Consider the following 25,566-nt stretch of genomic DNA (forward strand, 5'->3'; position numbering starts at 1 on the left):
CCCTATGCCCGCAACGACTGAAGCTTTACTCTGAAATCAAAATTAAAGTAGTTACTCAGGCAAAACGCGGTGCCGTACTCAAGCACCTCCCCATGAGCGTTACGGCTTTTCAGCGTAATTTTCATCAACGGTACTCCTTGGGGTAAATCGAGCAAATTCAGCTCTTCACCCGAAGGGATATGCACCGTCAGAGAGTAATCCTGAAGATCGGGAAAAATATTGTTTTCAGCCCAGTGGACATACAGAGAGCCTTCGAGTAAATCCGGGCGAGGCAAAAAACGTTCAGGAATAAACATGGTTTCGATGGAAACCGGAAGGGCGTCAACTAAACGCACGCGTTTTATTTTCGCCACCCGATCTCCGACCGGGATCTCCAGTTCGCGAGCCAGAATATCGTCCGCCGCCAATTTTTCCCTCACCAACCACCGGTTGGACACCGTCCCTGAATTTTGTAGCTGAGCAGAAAATCCGCCGCTGGCAAGATTATAGCTTACCGGCAGATTCACCTCGGTGCCTTTCCCGTGGCGCTTAATAACCAAGCCGGCTTCCAGTAGCGCCTCCAGCGCTTTAACCACCGTCACGCGCGATAGCTCAAGAGCCTGAGACATTTTGCGTTCAGAGGGCAAAATACTGCCATGAACCAGTAACCGATCCGCTATTGCAGCTTCAATAGCCTGTTTTAATTGAATATAAAGCGGCGCAGGCGCCTCAGCATTCAGGCGACCTTTTATATACTCAAACAGCGGTTGCGACATAATTTAGTGGCCTTAAGGGATTAAGCAGCAGTGGATTTATCATAGTGGATCCATACTGGAATCTATAGCCCCATCATACCGCCCCTCCGCGCTCTCCCAGATCCTAATTTGCTATCAGAATGCGCTATCGATCACAGAGTGATTATAAAGGACTTTAACTGGACTTAATCTGGATCTATTTTTAGTACAACTTTTATTCACCTCTTGCCGGGAGTCGTCGATGACTGATATTCGCCCTACCTATACCGCCGAACGCCGCATCCTTGGCTGTCTTTATGGGCAAGCCGTGGGTGATGCAATGGGAATGCCTTCCGAGCTGTGGCCTAAACGTCGAATCATCAACCATTTTGGTTGGATTGAACGTTTCCTTCCCGGACCGAAAGAGAATATTGCGGCCAGTGAATTTAGCGCCGCGGAGTTTACCGATGACACGCATCAATGCATCGCTTTGATGGATGCACTCAATGAAACCAACGGCGTCACCGATCCACTCGCTATCGCCAGACATATACTGCTGTGGGCCAGACGCTATGAGGCATTTGAGAAGAATATTCTCGGCCCGACTTCGAAAGCTTCCCTGCTCGCGCTCGAGCAGGGGCAGGTGCTGGATGAGATAGTGGCCAACGGTGTGACCAACGGTGCAGCAATGCGCGTGGCGCCGATGGGCTGTCTACTACCAACCAGGGACAGAACATTTTTCATTGAGCAAGTACGGCTATCCTGCCTCCCGACGCACAAATCAGATATCGCGATTGCCGGCGCGGTGGTGATTGCCTGGGCCATCAGCCGCGCCATTGAAGGTGCCGGGTGGCCGTTAATCAAAACCGAGCTGGCATCACTCGCAAATGAAACCCAGCGCCATTATGAGTCCACTTTTAGTCCACTTCTCGGGAATCGCATCCACTTAGCGTTAGATATGATGACCAGAGAGGCTGACCACCTGACAGGCATTGAACGTATTTACGAAGATATCGGTGCCGGCATGGATATTATCGAATCCGTCCCGGCAGCAATTGCGCTTGTCGAACTGTCAGGAACGCAGCCCATGAAATGCGCCATGCTGGCGGCAAATTTAGGCGGCGACACCGACACCATTGGTGCGATGGCAACGGCTATCTGCGGCGCGCTTCATGGTATAGAAGCTTTCCCTGAAGAACATATACAACAGATTAATCAGGCCAACGGCATCGACTTCGCGCCTTACGCACAGCGGCTTGCAGGCTACCGCTTCGCATAATTCACAGAGGGCATCAATATGGACAACAAAGCTTCATACGATGGCAATATCCAAACGGCGGATCCCGGAATGGCGGAGTTGGGGATCGGTCTGGTTCCCCCGATTCACCAAAACCAAAAGCCGGTACAGCTCTTTTTCGTCTGGTGCGCGGCGAATATCGGCATTCTTGGGGTTGTTTACGGTGCAGTTATTGTGTCGTTCGGCCTCTCATTCTGGCAGTCAATTCTTGCTGCCGTCGCAGGAGTCGCCTCCTTTGCGCTGGTCGGCGTCACCAGCATCGCCGGAAAAATTGGACGCACCACAACGTTGACACTTTCCCGCGTCATATTTGGCAAACGCGGTAATATCGCGCCCACCAGCTTTTGCTGGGTGAACCTGATGGGCTGGGAATCGGTCAATATCATTACCGGCACGCTCACTCTCGTCGCGCTGTTTGCCGCCATGGGTTTTGAAGAGAGCCTGACGACCACTTCGCTATCGCTTTTCCTGTTTGGCGGATTGACCGTGCTGGTCAGCGTACTCGGCCAAAATGCCGTGCTGATGATGCAAAAATGGATCACCCGAATCTTTGGTGCCATGACGCTACTGGTAGTGATTTATTTGCTGTTCACCGCGGACTGGCAGGCCATCCTCGCCCTGCCTTCAGGCAGTTGGCTGACCGGTTTTCTCCCGGCAGTCTCTATTATCGCCGCGGGCACCGGCATCAGTTGGGCTATTGCCGGTGCCGACTATAGTCGGGATCAGCGCCCTGATTCCGGTGAAAAGAGCATTTTTCTCGCCGTTGTTAGCGGCGCCGCCCTTCCCTTACTGCTGCTGATGCTCACCGGGATACTGCTTACCGCCCAAATTCCTGATTTGGCGTCCAGCGAAAATCCAATTTCCGCGATCGGCAAACTACTGCCTTCCTGGATGGCAATCCCCTATCTTGCCGCGGCTACCGCCGGGGTCGTGACCATCGCTGTGTTGAGCCTCTATTCCGCTAGCCTTAATCTGTTAAGCATGGGGATTAAGCTACAGCAGCGTTCCGCCGTGGCCATCGATGCCGTATTGGTTCTGGGGATCGCGCTCTACGTGCTGTTTGTCTCGAAAGATTTTCTCGGGCCGTTTATTGCGTTTCTGATTTTCTGCGGCGTATTTCTGGCCGCCTGGGCCGCCATTTTCATCATCGATTTCTACCGGATCCGCCGCCATGCCGGATATTCGGAAGCTGACTTATTCAGGGAAAGCGGCGCGAACCGAACCGCGCTGGGCTGCTGGATTGTCGGCGCGTTGGCGGGATTGATGGTATCCAAAACCGGGTTTATCGATGGGCCTTTCGCGGTCGGGGTTTTCGCGGACTCAAGCCTGGGATTATTCGTTTCTTTTATTCTGAGCCTGGTGCTGTATCTCGTGTTCGGAGCCAGAAAGGGGGCTTGCCGTGACAATAACTGCTGACCGGCTATCGCCCCAGCGGCCGATAGTGGTTATCGGCGCTGCTTTTGGCGACCTTATTCTCCACCTCGATACGCTACCGCAAAGCGGTAGCGATGTCTCCGCCAGCGATGGTGGGCGGCAGATTGGCGGCTGCGCGTTTAACGTCGCACGCGCGCTCGCACGCCTCGGCCTGGCCGCGGTTAACGCCATCCCGGTGGGCAATGGCGACTGGGGGCAAGCAGTTGCGCAAAAAATGGCGCAGGAAAGTTTACCGGTTCTCTTGCACCATCCCACCCACGATAACGGCTGGTGTCTGGCCCTCGTAGAGGCCAACAAAGAGCGGACGTTTATCACCGTTGAGGGCTGCGAGCAGCACTGGAGCACCGAGCTGTTGGCGCAAATCCCGCAGCCGAAGGACGCGATTATTTACGTCTCAGGCTACGAGCTGGCCAGCGAAATGCTGCGCCAGTGGATTCTGGGCCTTACGGAAGATAAAACGCTGTTTGTCGATTTTGGCCCTCGCCTGTGCGATATGGATATTGATTTTATTCAGGCATTGTTGCGCAAACGTCCCGTACTCACCCTAAATCGCGACGAACTCAGCGCGCTAAGCGCACGTTTATACCACCAGGAGAACGCCACGCTTGAGTCAGCTTCTCGACTCGTCAGCGACTGGCAGCTGCGGGCGATTTGTCGGTTTGATAAGGATGGCGCGTGGGTAGTTGAACCCAACGCAGGGCCGCAGCATATCCCAGCCTGCCGCGTGGAAGTTCACGATACAATTGCCGCAGGAGACAGCCACTGTGCGGGAACGATTGCCGGGCTGGCCTGCGGGATGAATCTGCGTCAGGCGACGCTGCTGGGCAATGAGGTGGCAGCTATCGTTGTCAGCAGGCCAGGCTCAGACGGCGCTCCCACTCGTCAGGAGCTACGCCAGTTCCAGCTTCGGCAGGAAAACGATCGCTAACTGCTATTTACGCGCCTTCGCCAGCATCTCCCGGATGTTGGCGACGTTCGCCTGGCCTTTATGCATCCTCTCTTCCGCCGAGATAACCTTGCGCTCCTGCTCCCAAATCAGGTCGTCCTGCGGCAGCTCCAGCAGGAAGCGGCTCGGCTCCGGACGTACTAGCTCACCGTACTGTCGGCGTTCCCGACATAGCGTAAAGGTCAGTTCTTTCTGTGCTCGAGTGATGCCAACGTAAGCAAGGCGTCGTTCCTCATCGACGTTGTCTTCGTCAATGCTGCTTTGATGGGGAAGCAACCCCTCTTCCATGCCGACCAGATAAACATACGGAAACTCCAGCCCCTTTGAGGCATGAAGCGTCATCAGCTGAACCTGATCCGTCTCTTCATCAGACTCCCCTCGTTCCATCATATCGCGCAGCGTGAAGCGGGTGACAACCTGAGTGAGCGTCATCGGCTCATCGATTTCGCTCCCTTCCAGCATTTCGGTCATCCAGGTGAAGAGCATATTGACGTTTTTCATCCGCATTTCGGCGGCTTTCGGGCTAGGCGAGGTCTCGTAGAGCCAGGATTCATAATCCACCCCGCGGATCAGGTCGCGGACGGCGACAATAGGCTCACGCTCTGAGAGCTGTTGGATCTCCCGCAGCCAGTGGGTGAAGCGGGTCAGCGACTCATAGCCGCGCCCGGTTAGCGTCTGGTTCAGTCCCATATCGAAGCTGGCGGTAAACATGCTTTTGTTACGCCCCATAGCCCACTCGCCCAATTTTTGCAGGGTCGCCGAACCAATTTCACGCTTTGGCGTATTAACGATACGCAGGAAAGCGCTGTCGTCGTCCGGATTGGTCAGCACGCGTAGATAAGCCAGAAGGTCTTTAATCTCTGGGCGGGAGAAAAACGACGTGCCGCCGGAAATTTTGTACGGGATGCGGTTTTGCATCAGCATCTTTTCAAAAACCCGCGACTGGTGGTTGCCGCGATAAAGGATCGCATAGTCCTTGTATTCGGTTTTATTAATAAAGTGATGGGCGATCAGTTCACCGGCTACGCGTTCAGCTTCATGTTCTTCATTATTGGCGGAGAGTACCTTCAGTTCCACGCCATAGCCCAGCTCGGAAAACAGGCGTTTCTCGAAGACATGCGGGTTATTGGCAATCAAGATGTTGGCCGCCTTCAGGATACGCCCGGAAGAGCGGTAGTTCTGCTCCAGCTTAATCACCTGCAGCGCCGGGAAATCCTGACTGAGCAGGACCAGGTTTTGCGGCCGCGCGCCGCGCCAGGAGTAGATCGACTGATCGTCGTCACCCACCACGGTAAAGCGCGCCCGTTGTCCCACCAGCAATTTCACCAGTTCATATTGGCTGGTGTTGGTATCCTGATATTCATCCACCAGCAGATAGCGAATCTTGTTCTGCCAGCGTTCACGCACTTCTTCATTGCGCTGCAACAACAGCGTTGGCAGCAGGATAAGATCGTCAAAATCCAGTACGTTGCAGGCTTTCATATGCGCATCGTACAGGCTATAGCAGTGGGCAAAGATCCGATCCCGTTCGCCTTTCGCATTTGCAGCAGCCTGTGAAGGGGTTTGCAGATCGTTTTTCCAGTTTGAGATCGTCGAGATCAGCTGCTGGAACACCACTTTGTCATCTTCGATCCGTCCTTCAGTAAGATCTTTTAACAATGCTACCTGGTCAGTATCGTCGAACAACGAGAAGTTAGATTTCATCCCTAACGCCGCGTACTCGCGCTTAATAATATCCAGCCCCAGCGTATGGAAAGTGGAAATCATCAAGCCACGCGCTTCTTTACGTCCCAACGTTTGCCCGACGCGCTCTTTCATCTCTCGAGCCGCCTTGTTGGTAAAAGTCACCGCTGCAATATGGCGTGCTTGATAGCCGCAGCCACGGATCAGGTGGGCGATTTTATTGGTAATAACGCGGGTCTTACCGGAACCGGCACCCGCCAGCACCAGGCACGGTCCGGTAACGAATTCGACGGCTTGTTGTTGGCCAGGGTTTAAACGCATGGGAATATTGCTCAATCTTCGAACGGGGTGAGGATTGTAGCAGAAAGAGAGGCGGAGAGAGCAACAGGCTACCCTTTCAGGCAGCCTGTAATCTGTAAATCAAGAAGCCGTCCCGGCAAGCGGCGTGTAACCGTTGCGCTGCGCACTTTTGATCCAACTGTAGGATCCCATCACCGCGATCGCCGTCAGCAGGACGTACTCGAGCGACATGGCGTAAACGCCCTGCACCGCATAGATAACCACGCTAATCACGTCGATAAGCACCCACAGCAGCCAGTTTTCCACGTATTTACGCGTCATCAGCACCATCGCCGCAATGGACAACACCAGCATCGTGGAGTCCCAGAACGGGAACGCGTCAGGCTGCAATTCCGGCATCGCAACCTGCATGCCGGTCATTTGCAGCAGGGCGATCATGATACGGGTTAACGTCGCAAACACCGGATCGATAAACTGCGTCATCAGCACAATAGCTACCACACAGACGCCGCCCAACATTAACGTTTGCTGGCGGGAGAGCCAGCGTACCTTCAACGTTTGCTGGCGGGAGAGCCAGCGTACCTTCAACGCGGCTTCTTTCTCATCATTCTGACGGCTCCACGCATACCAGCCGTAAATATTGGCGGCGAAGAAAAACACCTGTAACAGCAGGCTGGCGTAGAGCTGGATCTGGAAAAAAATCGCCGCAAACAGGGTGACGTTAATCAGGCCAAACAGATAGTTGATAATTTTTTCCCGGCTGGCGCACCAGATGCACAACAGGCCAAACACGGTACCGATGGCTTCAATCCACGATAGCGCATAGCCGCCTTCGCCGAGAGGAATGTTGACCATCACATTGTTAATGCTAAAAAAGTCCATCACTGACCCCCTTGCTGGCTATCGGAATAAATGGCGCACAGCGCCAAAGTAATTTGTCGTTCTTCGCCCTGTTGGCACAGCGTTTCCTGCTGAACATAATCATTGATACTGCTGTCCAGGCAACCGTTGTGGGCAACAACCACGTTGAGTAATGAGGCGGTTCGTAGCCCACGTAATGTACCGATAGTCATCAAAGCGGCGCTTTCCATATCCGCCCCCAGAATACCGCGCGCCGACCACTGCACATCCAGTTCTGCTTCGCGGTCGGTATAAAAACTGTCATGGCTACGCACCAGACCGCAAACGGCGGGGATATTCATTTTAAGTGACTGCGCCATCAGTTCCCAGGTAAGCCGCGGGTCGGCGCAGGCCGGGTAACCCGCTGGCGCATAGGTTCGGCTGGTGCCGTCATCCATAACCGCAGCATGAGCGATAATCACATCGCCGAGCGCAAGGTTATCCTGCAATGCCCCACAGCTTCCGATGCGAATTAAGGTGGTCACGCCAATCTGGCGTAGCTCTTCAATGGCGATAGCCGTGGATGGCCCGCCGATGCCGGTGGAGACGACCAGAATTTCAATGCCCTGATACCAGCCTCGCGCGGCGCGAAACTCCCGGTTCTGGCCCAGCAACTCCGGGTTATCAAGAAAACTGACAATGCGATCCACCCGCTGCGGATCTCCCGGCAACAGCGCATACCGCGCACCTGTCATTTCTCTGCTCAATTGAATATGGGGTTGCAGCGCCATTCTCCCGTCTCCTTAACTCTTTGCTGTTATCCGATATCAGCCTCCTGCTTTAATTTTTCAGGGGCTAATATCACGATGCGTTCGCCATCGGTATCAATAATCTGTAGCGTCTTCAGGTCGTGCAAAATACGGTTAATACTGCGGGTGGTTGCCGCAAATTCCTGGCTGAGATTCTGCTTATCGAGCAAGATTTCTCGCGCACCGCTCTGTTGGTAGCGCTGCCATAATGCCTGGCACATCCGCTGATGCAGCGAGTAGAGGTTGTCGCTACTGGCCTTTTTCGACAGCTGGTAATATTGCTGGCTAAAAAAGCGCAGCATCCGCTGGTTAAAATGGTTATCTAACGCCAGCCAACGGCAAAAATGCTCCTGCAACAAGCTCAGCAGCTGTACATGGCCAACTGCGACAACCGAGCAGATGTACTGGCGCGACTCGAAGATTTCGAGTTCACCCAGCATGTCGCCCTTACCGTAGCGAGCCTGCTGGTAACGACGCCCATCTTCTGCCTCATAAAAGACATCGACCTCGCCGGCGATAATCAGCGAAAAACGCTGGCATATTTCACCCTGTCGACAGATAAACGCGCCGCGCGGAATTTCTTCAAAGCGCCAACGCTGCATAATTTCCAGTGGGCAATATTTCAGTAATTCATACAGCTGCGGATCGCCAACAATCTCGCTAAGCCCGGCAAGCCAGGCGACTGAAAACTCAGCTTTTTTCATTGCATCCATGTTATCTCTCTCCACGATGGGAAGGACAGGACGGCTGTCCTGGGCAAGAAGGAATACACCGGGTAAAAATGTCGCTCATCTCCCGCTTCCATTAACCAGGCGGGACATCTGTCCTGGGATGGCGAAGAGTATATGTCCAGGCCCAGGACGGGTGGTAAAGTAACGGCACATCTTTGAGAAGTGAGAACAAAATAATGGCAAAGAGCGCAGCAGCCCTGCACATCCTGGTAAAAGACGAAAAGCTGGCGCAGGAGATCCTTACGAAACTGGAGCGCGGCGTGAGTTTTGATCACCTGGCAAAGCGTTATTCAAAGTGCCCATCCGGCCGCAACGGCGGCGATCTAGGTGAGTTTAATCAAGGGGTAATGGTCGGGCCGTTTGATAAAGCCGTCTTCAGTTGCCCGCTGCTAAAGCCTTACGGGCCGGTCAAAACCAAGTTCGGCTACCACATCATTAAGGTGCTATATCGCCGCTAGCCCATGCTACTATTGCGCCCTGATTCATCCCCATTCAATCAAGGCGCGATCATGGCTAAAACAGCGGCAGCAATGCACATCCTGGTTAAAGAAGAGAAACTGGCCCTCGACCTGCTGGAGCAGATTAAAAACGGCGGCGATTTCGAGAAACTGGCGAAGAAACACTCTACTTGCCCTTCAGGCAAAAAAGGCGGCCACTTAGGTGAATTCAAACAGGGCCAGATGGTTCCTGCGTTTGATAAAGTCGTGTTCTCCTGCCCGGAGCTGGAACCTACCGGCCCACTGCACACCCAGTTCGGCTATCACATCATCAAAGTGCTGTACCGCAAATAACCAGTTTGGCCCTTTTCTTTCGTAAAGGGCCAACATCTGACATGTTAGTTATGCGAAAAAATTCCCACTCCTCATAACGAATACTGACTTTTTCTGCAATGACAGAACCATCATCACATCCAATTCTCAAATCTGACATGTCAAAAACATTCATACCTCTCACTTTTTTGTGATGAAAATCACACTATAAAGCATTTTTATCGCCATTTTTCGTGATCTAAACGTCAATTTATTACGCTCTCTGTCGTCATATAAAAAATGAGTGATATCTTATGTGACATGTCAGATTGAATGGTATTGTCTCAACTGACTAAAACAGCGACGTCTCTATGAAGACAAACCCAGGACTCCATATCATGGTGTGGAGACGCGCACCAGACCTTATGACTTTATTCAGGAAACACGTGTTATGAGTCATTCAATACAACAACAGTCCCTGGATGCGAAAAATGATTTAGAAAAAATCATCGTAACAAAAACGACCAGGAAACTTGTCCCACTGATGGTATTGATGTACATCGTGGCGTATATAGATCGTCAGAATATTAGTTTTGCTAAATTACAAATGGTAGATAGCCTCGGATGGAGTGAAGCGGCTTTTGGACTCGGCGCATCGCTTTTTTTCATCGGTTATTTAGTTTTCAGCGTTCCCGGAAATTTAATATTATCAAAAGTCGGTGCTAAGCGCTGGTTCACTATTAGCTTGTTGTCATGGGGAGTCATTACCATGGCGCTGGCGTGGACCGAAAAAATGTCAACGTTTTACGCCTTACGTTTCATTCTTGGCGTTGCCGAAGCCAGCTTTTATCCTGGGTTAATTTACTACTCCACTAAATGGTTCCCTTTAAAGTATCGACCACGTATTGTCGGTTATTTAGTCACGGCAAGTATGGTCGCAAATATGATTGGCGCCCCAATTAATGGCTCTCTGCTTAGTATGCATGGTTTTATGGGACTGGAAGGATGGCAATGGTTATTTCTGGCAACCGGAGTGCTGGCGCTTCTGCTGATTGCCCCGGTGCTGCTATGGTTCCCACAAGGCCCGGAGCAGGCTCGCTTCTTAAACAAAGAAGAGAAAAGCTGGTTAATTAAAAAACTGGCGGCCGAACAGGATGCCAACACCGATAAATCGGTCAATAGTTTAGGTAAGTCACTAACCGACTGGCGCGTGCTGGCCCTGGCGCTGGTATACGGATTCATCTGTTTTGGCGCCTACGGTATCAGTTACTGGATGCCGACTATCGTTAAAACGTTCGGTGCCACCGATATGATGAATGGCTTAGTGAACATGATCCCGTGGGCAATGGTTATCGTGATGCTACGCTGGATAACCAGTAAACCAGAACGCACCGAGAACCCTTATATTAATGTTGCATTACCTATGTTCACCGCCGCAATATGCCTGCTGCTCTCGGTCTGGACATTCACACAGCCCGTTATTAGCTTCATCTGTATTTGCGGTGTTGTATTATCAGTATTTGCGATTCAACCTTGCTTCTGGAATTTAACTAAGTTTCTTTCAGGCGCAACGGCGGCAGCAGGCATTGCTATTATTAACTCACTGGCAAACCTGGGCGGATTCTTCGCGCAAAATACCATTCCTCTGGTACGCGATTTAGAAAAAAGTGACTCTGCCCCAATGTTATATTTAAGCGCAGTTATGCTTATCGGCGGCATTGTTACAATATTAATTATTCGCTGGTTAAAGAACATCGCCATCAGGGACGCTAAACCCGTTACGCAGTAATTACATAAAGCCTGAAAAACACTCACTAATTTCACATCCTATTTTCAGGGTGCGGTGAACTACAGCCGTAGAAATTAAATCCTTAATTTTATAATTAAGCGTGGTAGATATTATGAAGAAGATAGTTGTTATTGAACCCGGATATTTAAATTACTCCGCAGAAGAAAGTATTTTACGCGAGTGGGACCCGAAGTTTGTTGTCGTTCCGGCAAATGCCTCTCAGGAAGAGAAGTTACGCCAGGTAAGCGATGCTGATGCCGTCATGGTCCGCGAAGCAACCGTCAGTCGCCCCATGATTGAAGCGATGCTTCAGTGCCGCATCATCGTGCGCTACGGCGTCGGCGTAGACAATATCGATAGCCAGGCGGCAAGAGAGAAAGGAATCTATGTCGCCAACGTTCCGGATTATGGGTCTGAAGACGTTGCCGAGCACGCTCTGGCGCTGCTCCTTGCCGCAACGCGCCGCATCGCCACCCGCAATCGCGACGTTCGCGGTGGCCAATGGGGAGTTGGTCAACGCGAACCTATGTTCCGTCTAGCAGGAAAAACGCTCGGCGTCATCGGGTTTGGTCGTATCTCCCGCTGCTTTGTGCAAAAAGCATCCGGGATCGGCTTTAAGCGCATTATGGTTGTCGATCCGCTGCTTACCGATGAGCAGGCGTTACTGGCTGGCGTGACCCGGGTCAGTCTCGACACGCTGTGCCATGAAGCGGATTTCATCTCCCTTCACGCACCATTAACCCCGGACACCCATCACCTTATTGGTGAGGCCGAACTGGCAAAAATGAAGCCCAGCGTCATTCTGGTCAATACCTCGCGCGGCGGGCTTATCGATGAACAGGCGCTGATCAACGCCTTGCTGCAACAACGTATTTTCGCCGCCGGACTCGATGTTTTTGAATCCGAACCCCTCAGTGCAAAAAGTCCATTACTACAAATGGATAACACCCTATGCACGGACCACACAGCCTGGTTTACCGAAGAGTCGGTGATCGAGCTGCAAAGTAAAGCCGCATATGAAGTACGTAGGGCATTTGAAGGCCAACAGCCGCTTAACTGGGTTAACCCATAGATCCGTATTCGTTATAAAAAGAGGAAGTGTTATGTACAGCAAAGAGATTATCGACGGTTTTCGCGCCATTTATTCCACCGCTTCTGTCGCTGATGCCTGCGATCAGATCCTCGGCAAGACTATGTTCCTGCCTTTTGAAATCAAAAACCGCATCAACGACAAAAAAATCGTTGGTCCGGCCGTCACTATTTATGAAGACGTCACTGACGAAAAAGTACCGCCGCAGCATGCGCTGGATGCCATTGATGAATCCGCCAGCGGTTCGGTCATCGTCATTACCGGCAACCCATCACTGGAAACCGTTGCCGTCTGGGGCGGGTTAATGACCGCCGGGGCTGTTGCCAATAAACATGAGGCCGCAGTGTTGAACGGCGGCGTCCGTGACCTGGCGGAGATCCGTCGTGATTACGATTTCCCGGTTTATGCCAAAACGGTTACTCCAGGCACCACACTTGGCCGTTTCAAAACCATTTCAGCCAACCAGCCCGTCACCATCGGCGATGTCACGGTGAATCCAGGGGATTTGATTGTGGGGGATATCGACGGCGTGGTGTGCGTACCGCAGGCGGTCGCAGCAGAAGTATTAGCACTGGCGCAATCCATTGACAGCCGCGAGCTGGAACAAGCCAAACTGATTATTCAGTCCGGTTCTCTGCGTGAAGGCCTGGCGAAATACGGCCGAATCTAATTAACCCAGACGCCATCAGCCGGTCTGGCTGATGGCGTGCCTGGACGGACACTATCACCTGGAGAACGCAATGAAGCAGTTCGATATTCTTTCATTTGGTGAACCCCTTTTTGAATTCAATCAGCTTCCCACGGAGCGCTCTGAGCAGCATTATCTTAGCGGATTTGGCGGTGACACCTCGAATTTTGCCATTAGCGCGGCGCGGCAAGGTGCTCAGGTTGCCATGTTAACCCGCCTCGGTGACGACGTATTTGGTCAGAATTTCAGGGCATTATGGGACGAAGAAAAGGTCGATCATCAATGGGTTGGCGCGCATAAAACGGCCCCGACGGGTATCTATTTTATTTCGCACAACGAACAGGGCCATCACTTTACCTTTTATCGTAAAGGCTCTGCGGCCTCGACGATGACTGTCGATGATATTAATGAGTCCGCGATTGCTGCCGCACGCTTATTTCACAGCTCAGCCATCACCCACGCCATTGGTAATAATGTCAGCGATGCGCTTTTTCACGCGATTGAATTATGCAAAAAACACCAAACACTGACTTCCTTCGACACCAATCTGCGGCTCAAACTGTGGCCATTAACCCGCGCCCGCGCCATCATTCATGAAACGATCCGTCATGTAGATTACTGCATGCCCAGCCTTGATGAAGCCCGTCTGCTCACCGGGAAACACCATGCAGATGAAATTACGGATTTCTATCTCCAGCTTGGAGCAAAGAATGTGGTGTTAAAAATGGGCGCGGAAGGCGCGATGTTCGCCAATGAGAACCGGCGGGTCATCTACTCAGGCCATAAAGTCGCCACCGTCGATGCCACCGGAGCCGGGGACTGTTTCTCAGGCGCTTTCCTTTATCGCATTATCAAAGGCGATTCGCCGGAAGATGCGCTGTGCTACGCCAATGCCGCCGCTGCGCTCACGACAACCGGTTATGGTGCCGTCGCGCCCATTCCTCGCCAGCCACAAGTTGAAGTATTGATCCAGCAAACTCAATCACAGTAATCTCCGCCGCGCCTGCCAGCGCGGCACATTTTCGCACGGTACGCCAGCGGCAACTTGTTGCCATATATCATTTTCCCATTCCCGCAAATCTGTTATACAGTCACCTCTATTGCTGGCCGCAAACGGCCCCTCACCGAGTTAACATGCCGGAATTTTCAATCAATATGACAACGGACTTACTCAAAGACGTTATTTATCGTCGTATCAGAGATATGATCATTAACGGCACATTACCGATGGGCTGCAAAATATCTGAATCAGCCCTGGCGACACGTTTATCTTCCACTAAAGCGCCGGTACGCGACGCTTTGAGACGTCTGCAAAGCGAGGGGCTGGTACATATCCGCCCGAAAAGCGGAACTTTTGTTTTCAATCTGAGCGATATTGAGTTCAATGGGTTGCTGGAGTTTCGTTATTTTGTCGAGGCAAAAGCGCTGAGGCTGTCCCTGCATCGCAATCAGCGCCAGCTGGTACAAGCATTATCTTCCTATCTCGACCACATGACGTTTTGTCTGGAAAATAATTCCACGCATGAATATATTCGCCTCGATAATCTGTTCCACGAGGCATTATTCACCTATTGCGGCAATGCCTATTTACAGCAATCCTACGTGCTTATTTCCGCGCAGATGGCGACAATTCGTAATTACCTTGGCAGCAATGACGAACATATGCATCGTTCTCATCAACAGCATGTCGCAATCATTCAGGCCATCCAGGATGCGGATGCTGAAAAAGCGCTCCAGGCATTACAGGAACATATCCTTCCAGAAAAAGGCGCGTATTGGGGACAGTTCGGCTAATACCGCGAACAGATTGACCGAACGCGGTATTACCTTATTTATGCGGCTGGAGAAGCTTCTGCGCTTCGTGTTTCATCATATGTGTGCTGACGGCAGCCTGGAAAACTTTAAACATCAGGCCGTTAATCAGCGTGGTGATGGTAATAACGATAAACGCCGTCATTACCCAGTCAATCAACGCAAAGCCGCTGTTCAGCAGCGCCGGGCGATATACCGCCATCCCGCCAAAAACTACCCAGTGACTTAAGCAGTAGAAGCACTGGAACAAGTGTCCCATCAGCGCGTTCTTTTTCGCCGTCCATTCACGAAACGCAGCAAATAGCTCCGTCTGCGTCACCGTCATCGAAATACTGCTCGCCGCCATCGCAATCATCAGGCAGGTGGTTAAGGTTTCAATCATGGTCGTGGCCTTTGTCGTTGAAGTAGCTGATAAATTCGCTGCCAATATCCTGCAACGTCAGGCGCTTAAAGCGATCGAGGATTAGCGTCTGCGCGTCGGCGAGCGTCTCTGACATCACCCGGTTTACCCCCTGTTCCACCAGGCACTGCGGGTTTTCGCTGCGGTTACCCAGCGCAAACAGCGCCGGTTCGCCGAGCGCCATATAGATGTCGTAAAGCGTAATGTCACTGACCGGTCGGCAGAGCCGCCAGCCGCCGTGATGCCCCTTCGTGGCACAGACAATATTGTTTTCCCTGAGTCCGGCAAGCAATTTGCGGATGAACGCCGGATTGCCGTCAATAAAAGAGGCCATCTGTTCCGACGTCAGGGGCTTATCCATCTGCTCCAGGTGAAGCAAGATGTGCAGCGTGGCTGAGAATGAGTTGTTTATTTTCATGTAACTTACAATATTACATAAGATAGATGTGAGCAATCCCAGAAAGGATAATCTGTACAAATAAAAGCTATCCACATGATAACCAGATGAATTTATATGATAAGAGAGTGGATTCAGAGATCCGTTGAAACGCAGATAAAAAAACGGCCCGGTAGCAAGCGCTGACCGGGCCGGATGATAACGAGGTTTTATTAGCCAGCTACTGCAATACGTTTCATATCGGTCATGTAGCCGCGCAGTTTCTGACCTACTTCTTCAATCGCATGGCTACGAATGGCTTCATTCACATCGCGCAGCTGGGCGTTGTCGACAGCGCCTTCAGCAATCGCTTTGCCCAGGTCGCCAGTTTGCAGCGTGGTCATAAACTCTTTCAGCAGCGGTACGCAAGCGTAAGAGAACAGGTAGTTGCCGTATTCTGCGGTATCAGAGATAACTACGTTCATTTCGTACAGACGCTTACGGGCGATGGTGTTCGCAATCAGCGGCAGCTCGTGCAGTGATTCGTAGTAAGCCGACTCTTCGATGATGCCGGAATCAACCATGGTTTCGAATGCCAGCTCAACGCCCGCTTTCACCATCGCGATCATCAGAACGCCTTTATCAAAGTACTCCTGCTCGCCGATTTTACCGTCGAACTGTGCAGCGGTTTCGAACGCGGTTTTACCGGTCTCTTCACGCCAGGTCAGCAGTTTCTTATCGTCGTTGGCCCAGTCAGCCATCATACCGGAGGAGAATTCACCGGAGATGATATCGTCCATGTGTTTCTGGAACAGCGGCGCCATGATCTCTTTCAGTTGTTCAGACAGCGCGTAAGCACGCAGCTTAGCCGGGTTGGACAGACGGTCCATCATCAGGGTGATGCCGCCCTGCTTCAGCGCTTCGGTGATGGTTTCCCAGCCGAACTGAATCAGTTTTTCAGCATATGCCGGGTCAGTACCTTCTTCCACCAGCTTATCGAAGCACAGCAGAGAACCGGCCTGCAGCATACCGCACAGGATAGTCTGCTCGCCCATCAGGTCAGATTTCACTTCCGCGACAAAAGAGGATTCCAGTACGCCCGCACGGTGGCCGCCGGTTGCAGCAGCCCAGGCTTTGGCAATCGCCATACCTTCGCCTTTCGGGTCGTTTTCCGGATGAACCGCGATCAGGGTCGGTACGCCGAAGCCACGTTTGTATTCTTCACGCACTTCGGTACCCGGGCACTTCGGAGCAACCATCACTACGGTGATGTCTTTACGGATCTGCTCGCCCACTTCCACAACGTTGAAACCGTGGGAGTAACCCAGCGCCGCGCCGTCTTTCATCAGCGGCTGAACAGAACGCACAACGTCGGAGTGCTGTTTATCTGGAGTCAGGTTAACCACCAGATCTGCCTGCGGAACCAGCTCTTCGTAGGTACCGACTTTAAAGCCGTTTTCAGTCGCTTTACGCCAGGAAGCGCGCTTCTCGGCAATCGCTTCTTTACGCAGGGCGTAAGAGATATCCAGACCGGAGTCACGCATGTTCAGGCCCTGGTTCAGGCCCTGAGCGCCACAGCCGACGATGACCACTTTTTTACCCTGAAGGTAGCTCGCGCCGTCGGCGAATTCGTCGCGGCCCATAAAGCGACATTTACCCAGCTGTGCCAGCTGCTGGCGCAGGTTCAGTGTATTAAAGTAGTTAGCCATGATGGTGTACTCCGTGATGTTGTGTGTCGTGCTTATTGTTCGGTTCGCTTATGCGAGAATGAACCCACTATATGACAGGAAATTTATTGCGGAAATTGATATATTCACAACGTCACATTGCAATTTATGCAATGTAAAAACGTGGAGTACAAGCCGTGGATTTACGCGATCTAAAAACCTTTCTGCATCTGGCGGAAAGCCGCCATTTTGGCCGCAGCGCGCGGGCGATGCACGTCAGCCCCTCTACGCTTTCCCGGCAAATTCAACGTCTGGAAGAGGATCTCGGTCAGGCGCTGTTTATTCGCGATAACCGCACGGTAACGCTCACCGAAGCGGGCGAAGAACTACGCGTCTTTGCCCAACAGACGCTGTTGCAGTATCAGCAATTACGCCACACCATCGATCAGCAAGGGCCGTCGCTCTCGGGCGAGCTACATATTTTCTGCTCGGTGACCGCCGCCTATAGCCATCTGCCGCCCATTCTCGACCGTTTTCGCGCCGAACACCCGTCGGTGGAGATTAAGCTCACCACCGGCGATGCCGCCGACGCGATGGAAAAAGTGGTCACCGGAGAAGCGGACCTGGCGATTGCCGGTAAGCCGGAGACGCTGCCCGGCGCGGTGGCGTTCTCCATGCTGGAAAATCTGGCAGTGGTACTGATCGCCCCGGCGTTACCCTGCCCGGTGCGCAATCAGGTCTCCGCCGACGAACCCGACTGGTCAACGGTGCCGTTTATCATGGCCGACCAGGGGCCAGTACGCCGCCGCATTGAGCTGTGGTTTCGCCGTAATAAAATCAGCAATCCATCAATTTATGCCACGGTCGGTGGTCACGAGGCGATGGTGTCGATGGTGGCGCTGGGCTGCGGCGTGGCGCTGCTGCCTGAAGTGGTGCTGGAAAACAGCCCGGAACCGGTACGCAACCGCGTGATGATTTTAGAGCGTAGCGATGAGAAAACACCGTTTGAACTGGGTGTCTGCGCGCCCAAAAAGCGGCTGCATGAGCCGCTGATTGATGCCTTCTGGAAGATTGTGCTGGAGAGAAAAATCGAAGAAGGAAAATGACTTTTACAAATCAGCCGGATCGATTTGCTTCATCGTCTCTACCGTCATCAACCACTGATACAGCGGTTCCAACTGACGGAATCCGTCTGCCAGCAAGGTGACCAAATCGGCATGGAACAATTTTTCGACATCGTTATCGGTGACCATGGCGGCAAAAGATTTGCGATGGTACCAGTCTGAAATAGTTGGTTCGAGATCTTTTACCAACAGCCGCTTATAGCTTTCCCCGACCAGTTCAAACGGAGCCCGGCAACATTCGGCGACGTCCAGAAACTGCTTAGGCCGCTGCTTTAAAGTATGACGGAACAGGTCCATGGTTGGCTTGCTGGCGCTGTAATACCCTAACCCATAGCGCAACGTATCCGGACTGATTTCAAAGAAATACGCCGGGGCATCCGTCCAGTTTTTCGCAGAACGCTTAAAGGTCAGCCACATCCGGCTACGATAAAGGGATTTGTCATGCGAAAAACGGGTATCACGATGAACGCGTGATAAGGTTTTGCCGATTGCGGAACGGGTTTCCAGCAGTGGGTCAATTTCCAGCATCGCAGGTGCTAAATCATCCACCAGCGCGCGAAACGGTGTAAGGACACTGCGATCGTAAATAAAACGGTGCTCTTCAAACCACGTTTTATCATTTTCAATCCGCACCTGTTGAAGAAAATCGAGCCCTTCTTGTGCAAATCCCTGGAAGCGTCCTGCCATCTGTTTGCCCTTTTAGCGAGAAGATGATTAGCGCATTATCGCACCCGTTCATACACTGTCTACGCAATTCAGAAAGATGACCGAAAAGCCAATACCTCGTTTTCCGGCCATCATAAGGACTAACCCGCCAGGAAAAAGCGGAACGCTGGGTTATTACTCTCATCGTGACAGTCGTAGCCCAGCTCATGCAACCGGCTTTCAAAATCAGGCTCATGATCGGCAAGCTCGAATGCCGCCAGCACGCGACCATAATCGGTTCCGTGGCTGCGATAGTGGAACAGAGAAATATTCCAGTGGGTACCTAGCGTATGCAGGAACTTCAGCAAAGCACCGGGGGATTCCGGAAACTCGAAGCTAAACAGACGTTCTTGCAGAGGTTGCGACGGACGTCCGCCCACCATGTAGCGTACATGAAGCTTGGCCATTTCATCGTCGGAGAGATCCACCACGCTGTAGCCGCCATCGTGCAGCAGATTGAGGATTTCCTGGCGTTCTTCCAGACCGCGGCTCAGACGCACACCGACAAAAATGCAGGCATTTTTCGCATCGGCGAAACGGTAGTTGAACTCGGTAACCGAACGCCCACCCAGCAGTTGGCAGAATTTGAGGAAGCTGCCCTTCTCTTCCGGAATAGTCACCGCCAGCAGTGCTTCGCGTTGCTCACCCAGCTCGCAACGCTCGGAAACGTAGCGCAGGCCGTGGAAGTTAACGTTCGCACCGGAAAGCACGTGCGCCAGGCGTTCACCGCGAATATTGTGCTGAGCGATATATTTTTTCATCCCCGCCAGCGCCAGCGCGCCGGAAGGCTCTGCCACAGCACGCACGTCTTCAAACAGGTCTTTCATCGCCGCGCAGATCGCATCGCTATCGACGGTAATGATGTCGTCGAGATACTCCCGGCAAACGCGAAAAGTTTCATCGCCGATGCGTTTTACCGCCACACCTTCAGCAAACAGCCCGACGCGGGGCAAATCGACCGGATGGCCCGCGTCCAGTGCGGCTTTCAGGCAGGCAGAGTCTTCTGCTTCAACTGCAATCACTTTGATTTGCGGCATCAGCTGTTTGATCAGCACCGCTACGCCTGCCGCCAGGCCGCCGCCGCCGACCGGCACAAATACCCGGTCGATATGAGCATCCTGCTGCAGTAGCTCCAGCGCCAGCGTCCCCTGCCCGGCGATCACCATCGGATGATCGAACGGCGGTACCCAGGTGAACCCCTGCTGCTGCGACAGCTCAATAGCTTTGGCTTTCGCTTCATCGAAGTTAGCACCGTGTAGCAGTACTTCTCCACCGAAACCGCGAACGGCATCAACTTTGATATCCGCAGTTGCGGTTGGCATGACGATCAGCGCCTTCACCCCCAGACGAGAAGCTGAGAAAGCGACGCCCTGAGCATGATTGCCCGCCGAAGCGGTAATTACGCCATGAGATTTCTGATCTTCAGTCAGCCCCGCCATCATCGCGTAAGCGCCACGCAACTTGAAGCTATGTACCGGCTGACGGTCTTCGCGCTTCACCAGAATCACGTTATCGAGGCGCGACGACAGCTTGTCCATTTTTTGCAGCGGTGTAACCTGCACCGCTTCATAGACCGGTGCGCGTAACACCGCTCTGAGATATTCCGCCCCCTCAGGGGCGGCGGATAGGGGTTGTGACTCGGCCATCATTAACCCCCAAGTTTTGATTTATCACGCACTGCGCCTTTGTCAGCACTGGTTGCCAGACTGGCATAGGCACGAAGGGCGAAGGAAACCTGACGTTCACGAGCTTTCGGTGTCCAGGCTTTATCACCGCGGGCTTCCTGTGCTTCACGACGTGCCGCAATCTCAGCATCGCTCAGTTGCAGCTGAATGCCACGATTCGGGATGTCGATAGCAATCATGTCGCCATCTTCAATAATGGCAATATTGCCGCCGCTGGCCGCTTCCGGTGAAACGTGGCCAATAGACAGACCTGATGTGCCGCCAGAGAAACGACCGTCGGTGATTAGCGCACAGGCTTTGCCCAGCCCCATTGATTTCAGGAAGGTCGTCGGATAGAGCATTTCCTGCATGCCTGGCCCGCCTTTCGGTCCTTCATAGCGAATCACCACCACGTCACCAGCCACCACTTTACCGCCAAGAATCGCTTCGACCGCGTCGTCCTGGCTCTCATACACTTTAGCTGGACCGGTAAATTTCAGAATGCTGTCATCAACGCCGGCGGTTTTAACGATGCAGCCGTTCTCCGCAAAGTTACCGTACAGCACGGCCAGACCACCGTCTTTGCTGTAGGCATGTTCCAGCGAGCGGATACAGCCTTCGGCACGATCATCATCCAGCGTATCCCAGCGGCAGTTCTGCGAAAACGCCTGAGTAGTACGTACACCCGCAGGGCCAGCACGGAACATCTCTTTCACCGCTTCGTCTTTCGTCAGCATGACATCATAGCGATCGAGGGTTTGCGGCAGGGTCAGGCCGAGGACGTTTTTCACATCGCGATTCAACAGCCCGGCACGATCCAACTCGCCCAAAATACCCAACACGCCGCCTGCGCGGTGGACGTCTTCCATATGATACTTCTGGGTGCTCGGGGCGACTTTGCACAGTTGCGGCACGTTACGGGACAGCTTGTCGATATCCGTCATGGTGAAGTCGATTTCAGCTTCCTGCGCCGCCGCCAGCAGATGCAGTACGGTGTTGGTAGAGCCGCCCATGGCGATATCCAGGGTCATCGCGTTTTCGAACGCCGCTTTGCTGGCAATATTACGTGGCAGCGCGGAGGTATCATCCTGTTCGTAATAACGCTTGGTCAGCTCAACGATGCGTGAGCCCGCATTCAGGAACAACTGCTTACGATCGGCGTGAGTCGCCAGCAGCGAGCCGTTACCCGGCTGCGACAGGCCCAGAGCTTCGGTCAGGCAGTTCATGGAGTTCGCGGTGAACATCCCTGAGCAAGAGCCGCAGGTCGGACAGGCAGAACGTTCAACCTGGTCGCTTTGGTCATCGGAGACTTTCGGGTCAGCGCCCTGAATCATGGCATCAACCAGATCGAGTTTAATGATCTGATCGGAAAGTTTGGTTTTCCCCGCTTCCATCGGGCCGCCAGAAACGAAAATCACCGGAATGTTCAGGCGCAGAGACGCCATTAGCATCCCTGGGGTGATTTTATCGCAGTTGGAGATACAGACCATGGCGTCGGCGCAGTGTGCGTTAACCATGTACTCCACCGAGTCGGCGATCAGCTCCCGGGATGGCAGTGAATAAAGCATACCCCCGTGGCCCATGGCGATCCCATCATCCACGGCGATGGTGTTAAATTCTTTGGCGACGCCGCCAGAGGCTTCAATTTGCTCCGCAACCAGCTTACCAAGATCGCGCAGGTGAACGTGGCCCGGCACGAACTGGGTGAAGGAGTTAACGACGGCGATAATCGGCTTGCCGAAATCGGCGTCGGTCATTCCAGTGGCGCGCCACAGCGCGCGGGCACCCGCCATATTGCGGCCATGAGTGGTTGTGGCGGAACGGTACTTAGGCATGCTTTAGTTACTCCCAATTTCTGTTAAATGGGGCGTTGCGTGTCGCCCCATCTTTTTATGCTTATTGATTAACCTGATCCAACCAGCCCCATTTATCCTCGGTTTCACCGGTGAAGAGGCCAAAGAATGCTTGCTGAATACGTTTGGTGATCGGGCCGCAGCGGCCTTCGCCAACCTGAATACCATCGACACTACGTACCGGCGTGATTTCAGCGGCAGTACCGGACATGAAGACTTCGTCAGCCAGATACAAGGATTCACGAGACAATACCTGCTCGCGCACTTCAAGGCCCAGATCTTTCGCCAGCTTGATGATAGCGTCGCGAGTGATCCCCGGCAGCGCAGAAGAGGTGAACGGCGGAGTAAACAACACGCCATCTTTTACTTCAAACAGGTTTTCACCTGCGCCTTCAGAGATGTAGCCGTTGACGTCCAGCGCGATCCCTTCCTGATAGCCATGACGGCGCGCTTCGCTGCCGACCAATAGAGAAGAGAGGTAGTTACCGCCTGCTTTTGCCGCTGTTGGGATAGTATTTGGTGCAGCACGATTCCAGGAAGAAACCATCGCATCGATCCCCTGATCTAGCGCTTCGGCACCCAGATAGGCACCCCACGGGAACGCCGCGATGATAACGTCAGTGGTATAGCCGTCTGGTGGGTTAACGCCCATGCCAACATCACCAACAAAGACCAGCGGACGGATATAGGCGCTGGTGAGATTATTTTTACGCAGCACTTCACGGCAGGCTTCCATTAGTTCATCAACGCTCTGAGAGACCGGGAAACGATAGATTTTGGCGGAGTCACGCAGGCGCTGCATGTGCTCGCGATGACGAAAAACTACCGGGCCCTTGTGTGAATCGTAGCAGCGGATGCCTTCGAATACAGAAGTGCCGTAGTGCAGCGCGTGGGACATGACGTGTACCTTCGCGTCTTCCCAACGTACCATCTCACCGTTGAACCAGATGTAGTCCGCTTTTTTCGTCGTCATTTCTTTTCCTTTTGCGCTCAGGCGCGAATTTGTTGTGATGTAGGTTGCTGGATCTCGACGCAGGCAACGTCGATCAGTTTGCTTAATTGACTAAACAGTAATTCGACGGGCCGCTGGCTGGCAACGGTCAACTCGATATTAATATTCCGGGCATCGGCAGCCGTTTCCATATTCATGGCGCAAATCTGGAATCCGCGATGGCGCACTACGCGCAGCACACGTTCTAAAGTTTCTGGGTTAGAGCGAGCCTGTAAAGCGACTTGATGTTGCATCATGATAATTTCTCCAGCATTTCTGCGTTACTGGCACCGGGCGGCACCAACGGCCAGACGTTCTCAAGTTCGTCGATTGAGACATGAAGCAGATAAGGCCCCTGGCTCGAAAGCATGGTGTCGAGTGCCGCTTCAACCTGGTCTTTACGGGTGATGTGTTGACCAGGAATGCCGAAGGCGCTGGCCAGAGTAAGGAAATCGGGGTTATCGGTAAGAGTGGTTTCGCTATAACGTTCCTGGAAAAACAGCTGCTGCCATTGGCGAACCATTCCTAAGCGCTGGTTGTCCAGCAGCACAATCTTCAGCGGCAACTGTTTACGTTTTACGGTGCCCAGCTCCTGTACGTTCATCATAAAAGAGCCGTCACCGGAGATACAGATAACCGTATCATCCGGACGAGCCACCTGCGCGCCAACCGCAGCGGGTAAGCCGAAGCCCATCGTGCCCAAACCGCTGGAGGTAATGAAGTTTTCAGGACGCGTGTAGGACATATGCTGCGCTGACCACATCTGATGCTGACCCACATCGGTGGTGACCACGCAATTCACTGGCTTGCGATCGGAAAGCTGCTTTAACAACAGCGGGGCGTAGATAGCATCGCCAGGATGGTCGTAGCGCCAGGCATGCTCAGCACGCAAATCAGCATTACGTTGACGCCAGGTATCGATGGACAGCGGCTGCTGCAGTGCTGGCAGCATCGCATTCAGATCTCCCGTCAGGCCAATATGCACCTGACGAAGCTTGTTCAATTCAGCCGGGTCGATATCCATATGGATAACTTTGGCATGCGGCGCAAAGGTATTCAGCTTGCCAGTCACGCGATCGTCAAAACGCGCGCCCACTGCGATCAGTAGATCGCACTCCTGTACCGCCAGGTTAGCCGCTTTAGTACCGTGCATTCCCAGCATACCCAAATAGTACGGATAGCCGGCATCCACAACACCCAAACCTTTCAGGGTACTGGTAGCTGGCATTTGCGTCACGGCTAGAAATTCACGTAACGCGGGTACCGCCTGCGCCATACCCACGCCGCCGCCAACGTATAACATAGGTTTCTGGGACTGAGCCAGCATCTGCAAAGCGTATTCGATATCCGCATATGGGAAGTCAACATCATCGGCTACCATGGAGAAATGTGGGTCGAGATCCCCCTGAGCCAGCTGGATATCTTTTGGAATATCGACCAATACCGGGCCTGGACGCCCTGAGTTTGCTACATAGAAAGCTTCAGCAATAACGCGCGGCAGTTCTTCCAGCGACTGCACCAGGAAACTGTGTTTGGTGCAAGCCAGTGATAAGCCAAGAACGTCCACTTCCTGAAATGCGTCCGTACCAATGAATGGAGCAGAAACCTGGCCGGTGATAGCAACAATAGGAACAGAGTCGAGCAGTGCGTCTGCAAGGCCGGTTATCAAGTTTGTGGCGCCGGGACCAGAGGTGGCGATACACACCCCAGTTTTTCCGGTAGCACGGGCATAGCCGATGGCCGCCATCGCCGCCCCTTGTTCATGTCGGCACAGTAAGTGTTCCACGCCGCCGTCATACAACGCATCGTAAACCGGCATAATTGCGCCACCCGGATAGCCAAATACCGTGTCGACTCCCTGTGCTCGCAAAGCATGTACAACCCACCGTGCTCCATTCATAGTTA

At 53.0% G+C, this 25,566-nt stretch carries 25 protein-coding genes; 11 read left to right on the top strand and 14 right to left on the bottom strand.

Features of this window, described 5'->3' with window-relative positions; all coding sequences use genetic code 11:
* Positions 1-2: 2 nt before the first annotated feature.
* Positions 3-755, bottom strand: a complete 753-nt coding sequence (locus AC07P6_RS29415; protein ID WP_478315282.1) for a GntR family transcriptional regulator — start codon at positions 753-755, stop codon at positions 3-5.
* A gap of 220 nt (positions 756-975) precedes the next feature.
* Between AC07P6_RS29415 and AC07P6_RS29420 the strand changes: the two genes are divergently transcribed.
* Genes AC07P6_RS29420 through AC07P6_RS29430 form a run of 3 tightly spaced genes read left to right on the top strand, consistent with a single transcriptional unit; the run spans position 976 to position 4,372 of the window.
* Positions 976-1,992, top strand: coding sequence for an ADP-ribosylglycohydrolase family protein (locus AC07P6_RS29420; protein ID WP_478315283.1), 1,017 nt, complete (start codon positions 976-978; stop codon positions 1,990-1,992).
* An 18-nt stretch (positions 1,993-2,010) separates the two neighbouring features.
* Positions 2,011-3,426, top strand: a complete 1,416-nt coding sequence (locus AC07P6_RS29425) for a purine-cytosine permease family protein (RefSeq protein ID WP_478315284.1) — start codon at positions 2,011-2,013, stop codon at positions 3,424-3,426.
* Positions 3,410-4,372 (top strand): PfkB family carbohydrate kinase, encoded by a 963-nt coding sequence (locus tag AC07P6_RS29430; RefSeq protein ID WP_478315285.1) that lies wholly within the window; start codon positions 3,410-3,412, stop codon positions 4,370-4,372. The genes AC07P6_RS29425 and AC07P6_RS29430 overlap by 17 nt, the downstream gene beginning before the upstream one ends.
* Positions 4,373-4,375: 3 nt before the next feature.
* On the opposite strand, the gene rep is transcribed toward AC07P6_RS29430, so the two are convergent.
* The 4 genes from rep to AC07P6_RS29450 form a co-directional block, all read right to left on the bottom strand.
* Positions 4,376-6,394, bottom strand: coding sequence for a DNA helicase Rep (gene rep / locus AC07P6_RS29435; protein WP_182235539.1), 2,019 nt, complete (start codon positions 6,392-6,394; stop codon positions 4,376-4,378).
* 99 nt (positions 6,395-6,493) lie between these two features.
* Complete coding sequence (pnuC, locus tag AC07P6_RS29440; RefSeq protein WP_478315287.1) at positions 6,494-7,255, bottom strand: nicotinamide riboside transporter PnuC; 762 nt, start codon at positions 7,253-7,255, stop codon at positions 6,494-6,496.
* Complete coding sequence (locus AC07P6_RS29445) at positions 7,255-8,004, bottom strand: nucleoside phosphorylase (RefSeq protein WP_478315288.1); 750 nt, start codon at positions 8,002-8,004, stop codon at positions 7,255-7,257. Before AC07P6_RS29445 ends, pnuC begins: the two co-directional genes overlap by 1 nt.
* 26 nt (positions 8,005-8,030) lie before the next feature.
* On the bottom strand, positions 8,031-8,735 hold the full coding sequence (locus AC07P6_RS29450) for a Crp/Fnr family transcriptional regulator (protein WP_304254932.1): 705 nt from the start codon (positions 8,733-8,735) through the stop codon (positions 8,031-8,033).
* 194 nt (positions 8,736-8,929) lie between these two features.
* Here AC07P6_RS29450 and ppiC (AC07P6_RS29455) point away from each other — a divergent pair, with 194 nt between their 5' ends.
* From ppiC (AC07P6_RS29455) to AC07P6_RS29485, 7 genes are all read left to right on the top strand, one after another.
* Positions 8,930-9,211 carry a peptidylprolyl isomerase PpiC gene (ppiC, locus tag AC07P6_RS29455; RefSeq protein WP_110276899.1) on the top strand — a complete coding sequence of 94 codons (282 nt, stop codon included), beginning with the start codon at positions 8,930-8,932 and terminating at the stop codon, positions 9,209-9,211.
* 51 nt (positions 9,212-9,262) lie between these two features.
* A complete protein-coding gene (gene ppiC, locus AC07P6_RS29460; protein ID WP_110276900.1) occupies positions 9,263-9,544 on the top strand; it encodes a peptidylprolyl isomerase PpiC in 282 nt (93 codons plus the stop codon).
* Positions 9,545-9,953: 409 nt separating this feature from the next.
* Positions 9,954-11,291, top strand: a complete 1,338-nt coding sequence (locus AC07P6_RS29465) for an MFS transporter (protein ID WP_304254927.1) — start codon at positions 9,954-9,956, stop codon at positions 11,289-11,291.
* Positions 11,292-11,403: 112 nt separating this feature from the next.
* A complete protein-coding gene (locus tag AC07P6_RS29470; protein WP_478315289.1) occupies positions 11,404-12,363 on the top strand; it encodes a C-terminal binding protein in 960 nt (319 codons plus the stop codon).
* 31 nt (positions 12,364-12,394) lie between these two features.
* Positions 12,395-13,051 carry an RraA family protein gene (locus AC07P6_RS29475; protein WP_181484177.1) on the top strand — a complete coding sequence of 219 codons (657 nt, stop codon included), beginning with the start codon at positions 12,395-12,397 and terminating at the stop codon, positions 13,049-13,051.
* Positions 13,052-13,121: 70 nt separating this feature from the next.
* Positions 13,122-14,060, top strand: a complete 939-nt coding sequence (locus AC07P6_RS29480; protein WP_478315290.1) for a sugar kinase — start codon at positions 13,122-13,124, stop codon at positions 14,058-14,060.
* Positions 14,061-14,224: 164 nt separating this feature from the next.
* On the top strand, positions 14,225-14,863 hold the full coding sequence (locus tag AC07P6_RS29485) for a GntR family transcriptional regulator (protein WP_000205685.1): 639 nt from the start codon (positions 14,225-14,227) through the stop codon (positions 14,861-14,863).
* 34 nt (positions 14,864-14,897) lie between these two features.
* Here AC07P6_RS29485 and AC07P6_RS29490 read toward each other — a convergent pair whose 3' ends face one another.
* The 3 genes from AC07P6_RS29490 to ilvC all read right to left on the bottom strand — a co-directional run bounded on the left by AC07P6_RS29490 (position 14,898) and on the right by ilvC (position 17,366).
* Positions 14,898-15,263 (bottom strand): DUF1360 domain-containing protein, encoded by a 366-nt coding sequence (locus AC07P6_RS29490; protein WP_478315291.1) that lies wholly within the window; start codon positions 15,261-15,263, stop codon positions 14,898-14,900.
* Positions 15,256-15,699 (bottom strand): RrF2 family transcriptional regulator, encoded by a 444-nt coding sequence (locus AC07P6_RS29495; protein WP_182235530.1) that lies wholly within the window; start codon positions 15,697-15,699, stop codon positions 15,256-15,258. The genes AC07P6_RS29490 and AC07P6_RS29495 overlap by 8 nt, the downstream gene beginning before the upstream one ends.
* A 191-nt stretch (positions 15,700-15,890) precedes the next feature.
* The gene (gene ilvC / locus AC07P6_RS29500) at positions 15,891-17,366 is read right to left on the bottom strand and encodes a ketol-acid reductoisomerase (RefSeq protein ID WP_181484179.1); all 1,476 of its coding nucleotides are present in this window, start codon (positions 17,364-17,366) and stop codon (positions 15,891-15,893) included.
* A 155-nt stretch (positions 17,367-17,521) separates the two neighbouring features.
* On the opposite strand from ilvC, the gene ilvY reads away from it, so the two are divergent.
* Entirely contained in the window at positions 17,522-18,430 is a 909-nt protein-coding gene (gene ilvY / locus AC07P6_RS29505) for an HTH-type transcriptional activator IlvY (RefSeq protein WP_304254911.1), read from the top strand.
* Between the two features lie 3 nt (positions 18,431-18,433).
* On the opposite strand, the gene AC07P6_RS29510 is transcribed toward ilvY, so the two are convergent.
* The 6 genes from AC07P6_RS29510 to ilvG all read right to left on the bottom strand — a co-directional run bounded on the left by AC07P6_RS29510 (position 18,434) and on the right by ilvG (position 25,561).
* Positions 18,434-19,135: a DUF2461 domain-containing protein gene (locus AC07P6_RS29510; protein ID WP_182235528.1), complete on the bottom strand. Its 702-nt coding sequence runs from the start codon at positions 19,133-19,135 to the stop codon at positions 18,434-18,436.
* Between the two features lie 119 nt (positions 19,136-19,254).
* Entirely contained in the window at positions 19,255-20,799 is a 1,545-nt protein-coding gene (ilvA, locus tag AC07P6_RS29515) for a threonine ammonia-lyase, biosynthetic (RefSeq protein ID WP_182240588.1), read from the bottom strand.
* Positions 20,800-20,801: 2 nt separating this feature from the next.
* Positions 20,802-22,652: a dihydroxy-acid dehydratase gene (gene ilvD / locus AC07P6_RS29520; protein WP_110276908.1), complete on the bottom strand. Its 1,851-nt coding sequence runs from the start codon at positions 22,650-22,652 to the stop codon at positions 20,802-20,804.
* A gap of 61 nt (positions 22,653-22,713) precedes the next feature.
* The gene (locus AC07P6_RS29525) at positions 22,714-23,643 is read right to left on the bottom strand and encodes a branched-chain amino acid transaminase (protein ID WP_181484182.1); all 930 of its coding nucleotides are present in this window, start codon (positions 23,641-23,643) and stop codon (positions 22,714-22,716) included.
* 17 nt (positions 23,644-23,660) lie between these two features.
* Positions 23,661-23,918 carry an acetolactate synthase 2 small subunit gene (ilvM, locus tag AC07P6_RS29530; RefSeq protein WP_110276910.1) on the bottom strand — a complete coding sequence of 86 codons (258 nt, stop codon included), beginning with the start codon at positions 23,916-23,918 and terminating at the stop codon, positions 23,661-23,663.
* Positions 23,915-25,561 (bottom strand): acetolactate synthase 2 catalytic subunit, encoded by a 1,647-nt coding sequence (gene ilvG / locus AC07P6_RS29535; RefSeq protein ID WP_478315292.1) that lies wholly within the window; start codon positions 25,559-25,561, stop codon positions 23,915-23,917. The genes ilvM and ilvG overlap by 4 nt, the downstream gene beginning before the upstream one ends.
* Between the last annotated feature and the right edge of the window lie 5 nt (positions 25,562-25,566).

The organism is Klebsiella sp. GFKo11 (assembly GCF_056490265.1).

What these genes read in the sequence shown, in the direction of transcription:
- AC07P6_RS29415 (WP_478315282.1), bottom strand. Translation starts at nt 755, where the DNA reads ATGTCGCAACCGCTGTTTGAGTATATAAAAGGTCGCCTGAATGCTGAG.
- AC07P6_RS29420 (WP_478315283.1), top strand. Translation starts at nt 976, where the DNA reads ATGACTGATATTCGCCCTACCTATACCGCCGAACGCCGCATCCTTGGC.
- AC07P6_RS29425 (WP_478315284.1), top strand. Translation starts at nt 2,011, where the DNA reads ATGGACAACAAAGCTTCATACGATGGCAATATCCAAACGGCGGATCCC.
- rep (WP_182235539.1), bottom strand. Translation starts at nt 6,394, where the DNA reads ATGCGTTTAAACCCTGGCCAACAACAAGCCGTCGAATTCGTTACCGGA.
- pnuC (WP_478315287.1), bottom strand. Translation starts at nt 7,255, where the DNA reads ATGGACTTTTTTAGCATTAACAATGTGATGGTCAACATTCCTCTCGGC.
- AC07P6_RS29445 (WP_478315288.1), bottom strand. Translation starts at nt 8,004, where the DNA reads ATGGCGCTGCAACCCCATATTCAATTGAGCAGAGAAATGACAGGTGCG.
- AC07P6_RS29450 (WP_304254932.1), bottom strand. Translation starts at nt 8,735, where the DNA reads ATGGATGCAATGAAAAAAGCTGAGTTTTCAGTCGCCTGGCTTGCCGGG.
- ppiC (WP_110276899.1), top strand. Translation starts at nt 8,930, where the DNA reads ATGGCAAAGAGCGCAGCAGCCCTGCACATCCTGGTAAAAGACGAAAAG.
- ppiC (WP_110276900.1), top strand. Translation starts at nt 9,263, where the DNA reads ATGGCTAAAACAGCGGCAGCAATGCACATCCTGGTTAAAGAAGAGAAA.
- AC07P6_RS29465 (WP_304254927.1), top strand. Translation starts at nt 9,954, where the DNA reads ATGAGTCATTCAATACAACAACAGTCCCTGGATGCGAAAAATGATTTA.
- AC07P6_RS29470 (WP_478315289.1), top strand. Translation starts at nt 11,404, where the DNA reads ATGAAGAAGATAGTTGTTATTGAACCCGGATATTTAAATTACTCCGCA.
- AC07P6_RS29475 (WP_181484177.1), top strand. Translation starts at nt 12,395, where the DNA reads ATGTACAGCAAAGAGATTATCGACGGTTTTCGCGCCATTTATTCCACC.
- AC07P6_RS29480 (WP_478315290.1), top strand. Translation starts at nt 13,122, where the DNA reads ATGAAGCAGTTCGATATTCTTTCATTTGGTGAACCCCTTTTTGAATTC.
- AC07P6_RS29485 (WP_000205685.1), top strand. Translation starts at nt 14,225, where the DNA reads ATGACAACGGACTTACTCAAAGACGTTATTTATCGTCGTATCAGAGAT.
- AC07P6_RS29490 (WP_478315291.1), bottom strand. Translation starts at nt 15,263, where the DNA reads ATGATTGAAACCTTAACCACCTGCCTGATGATTGCGATGGCGGCGAGC.
- AC07P6_RS29495 (WP_182235530.1), bottom strand. Translation starts at nt 15,699, where the DNA reads ATGAAAATAAACAACTCATTCTCAGCCACGCTGCACATCTTGCTTCAC.
- ilvC (WP_181484179.1), bottom strand. Translation starts at nt 17,366, where the DNA reads ATGGCTAACTACTTTAATACACTGAACCTGCGCCAGCAGCTGGCACAG.
- AC07P6_RS29510 (WP_182235528.1), bottom strand. Translation starts at nt 19,135, where the DNA reads ATGGCAGGACGCTTCCAGGGATTTGCACAAGAAGGGCTCGATTTTCTT.
- ilvA (WP_182240588.1), bottom strand. Translation starts at nt 20,799, where the DNA reads ATGGCCGAGTCACAACCCCTATCCGCCGCCCCTGAGGGGGCGGAATAT.
- ilvD (WP_110276908.1), bottom strand. Translation starts at nt 22,652, where the DNA reads ATGCCTAAGTACCGTTCCGCCACAACCACTCATGGCCGCAATATGGCG.
- AC07P6_RS29525 (WP_181484182.1), bottom strand. Translation starts at nt 23,643, where the DNA reads ATGACGACGAAAAAAGCGGACTACATCTGGTTCAACGGTGAGATGGTA.
- ilvM (WP_110276910.1), bottom strand. Translation starts at nt 23,918, where the DNA reads ATGATGCAACATCAAGTCGCTTTACAGGCTCGCTCTAACCCAGAAACT.
- ilvG (WP_478315292.1), bottom strand. Translation starts at nt 25,561, where the DNA reads ATGAATGGAGCACGGTGGGTTGTACATGCTTTGCGAGCACAGGGAGTC.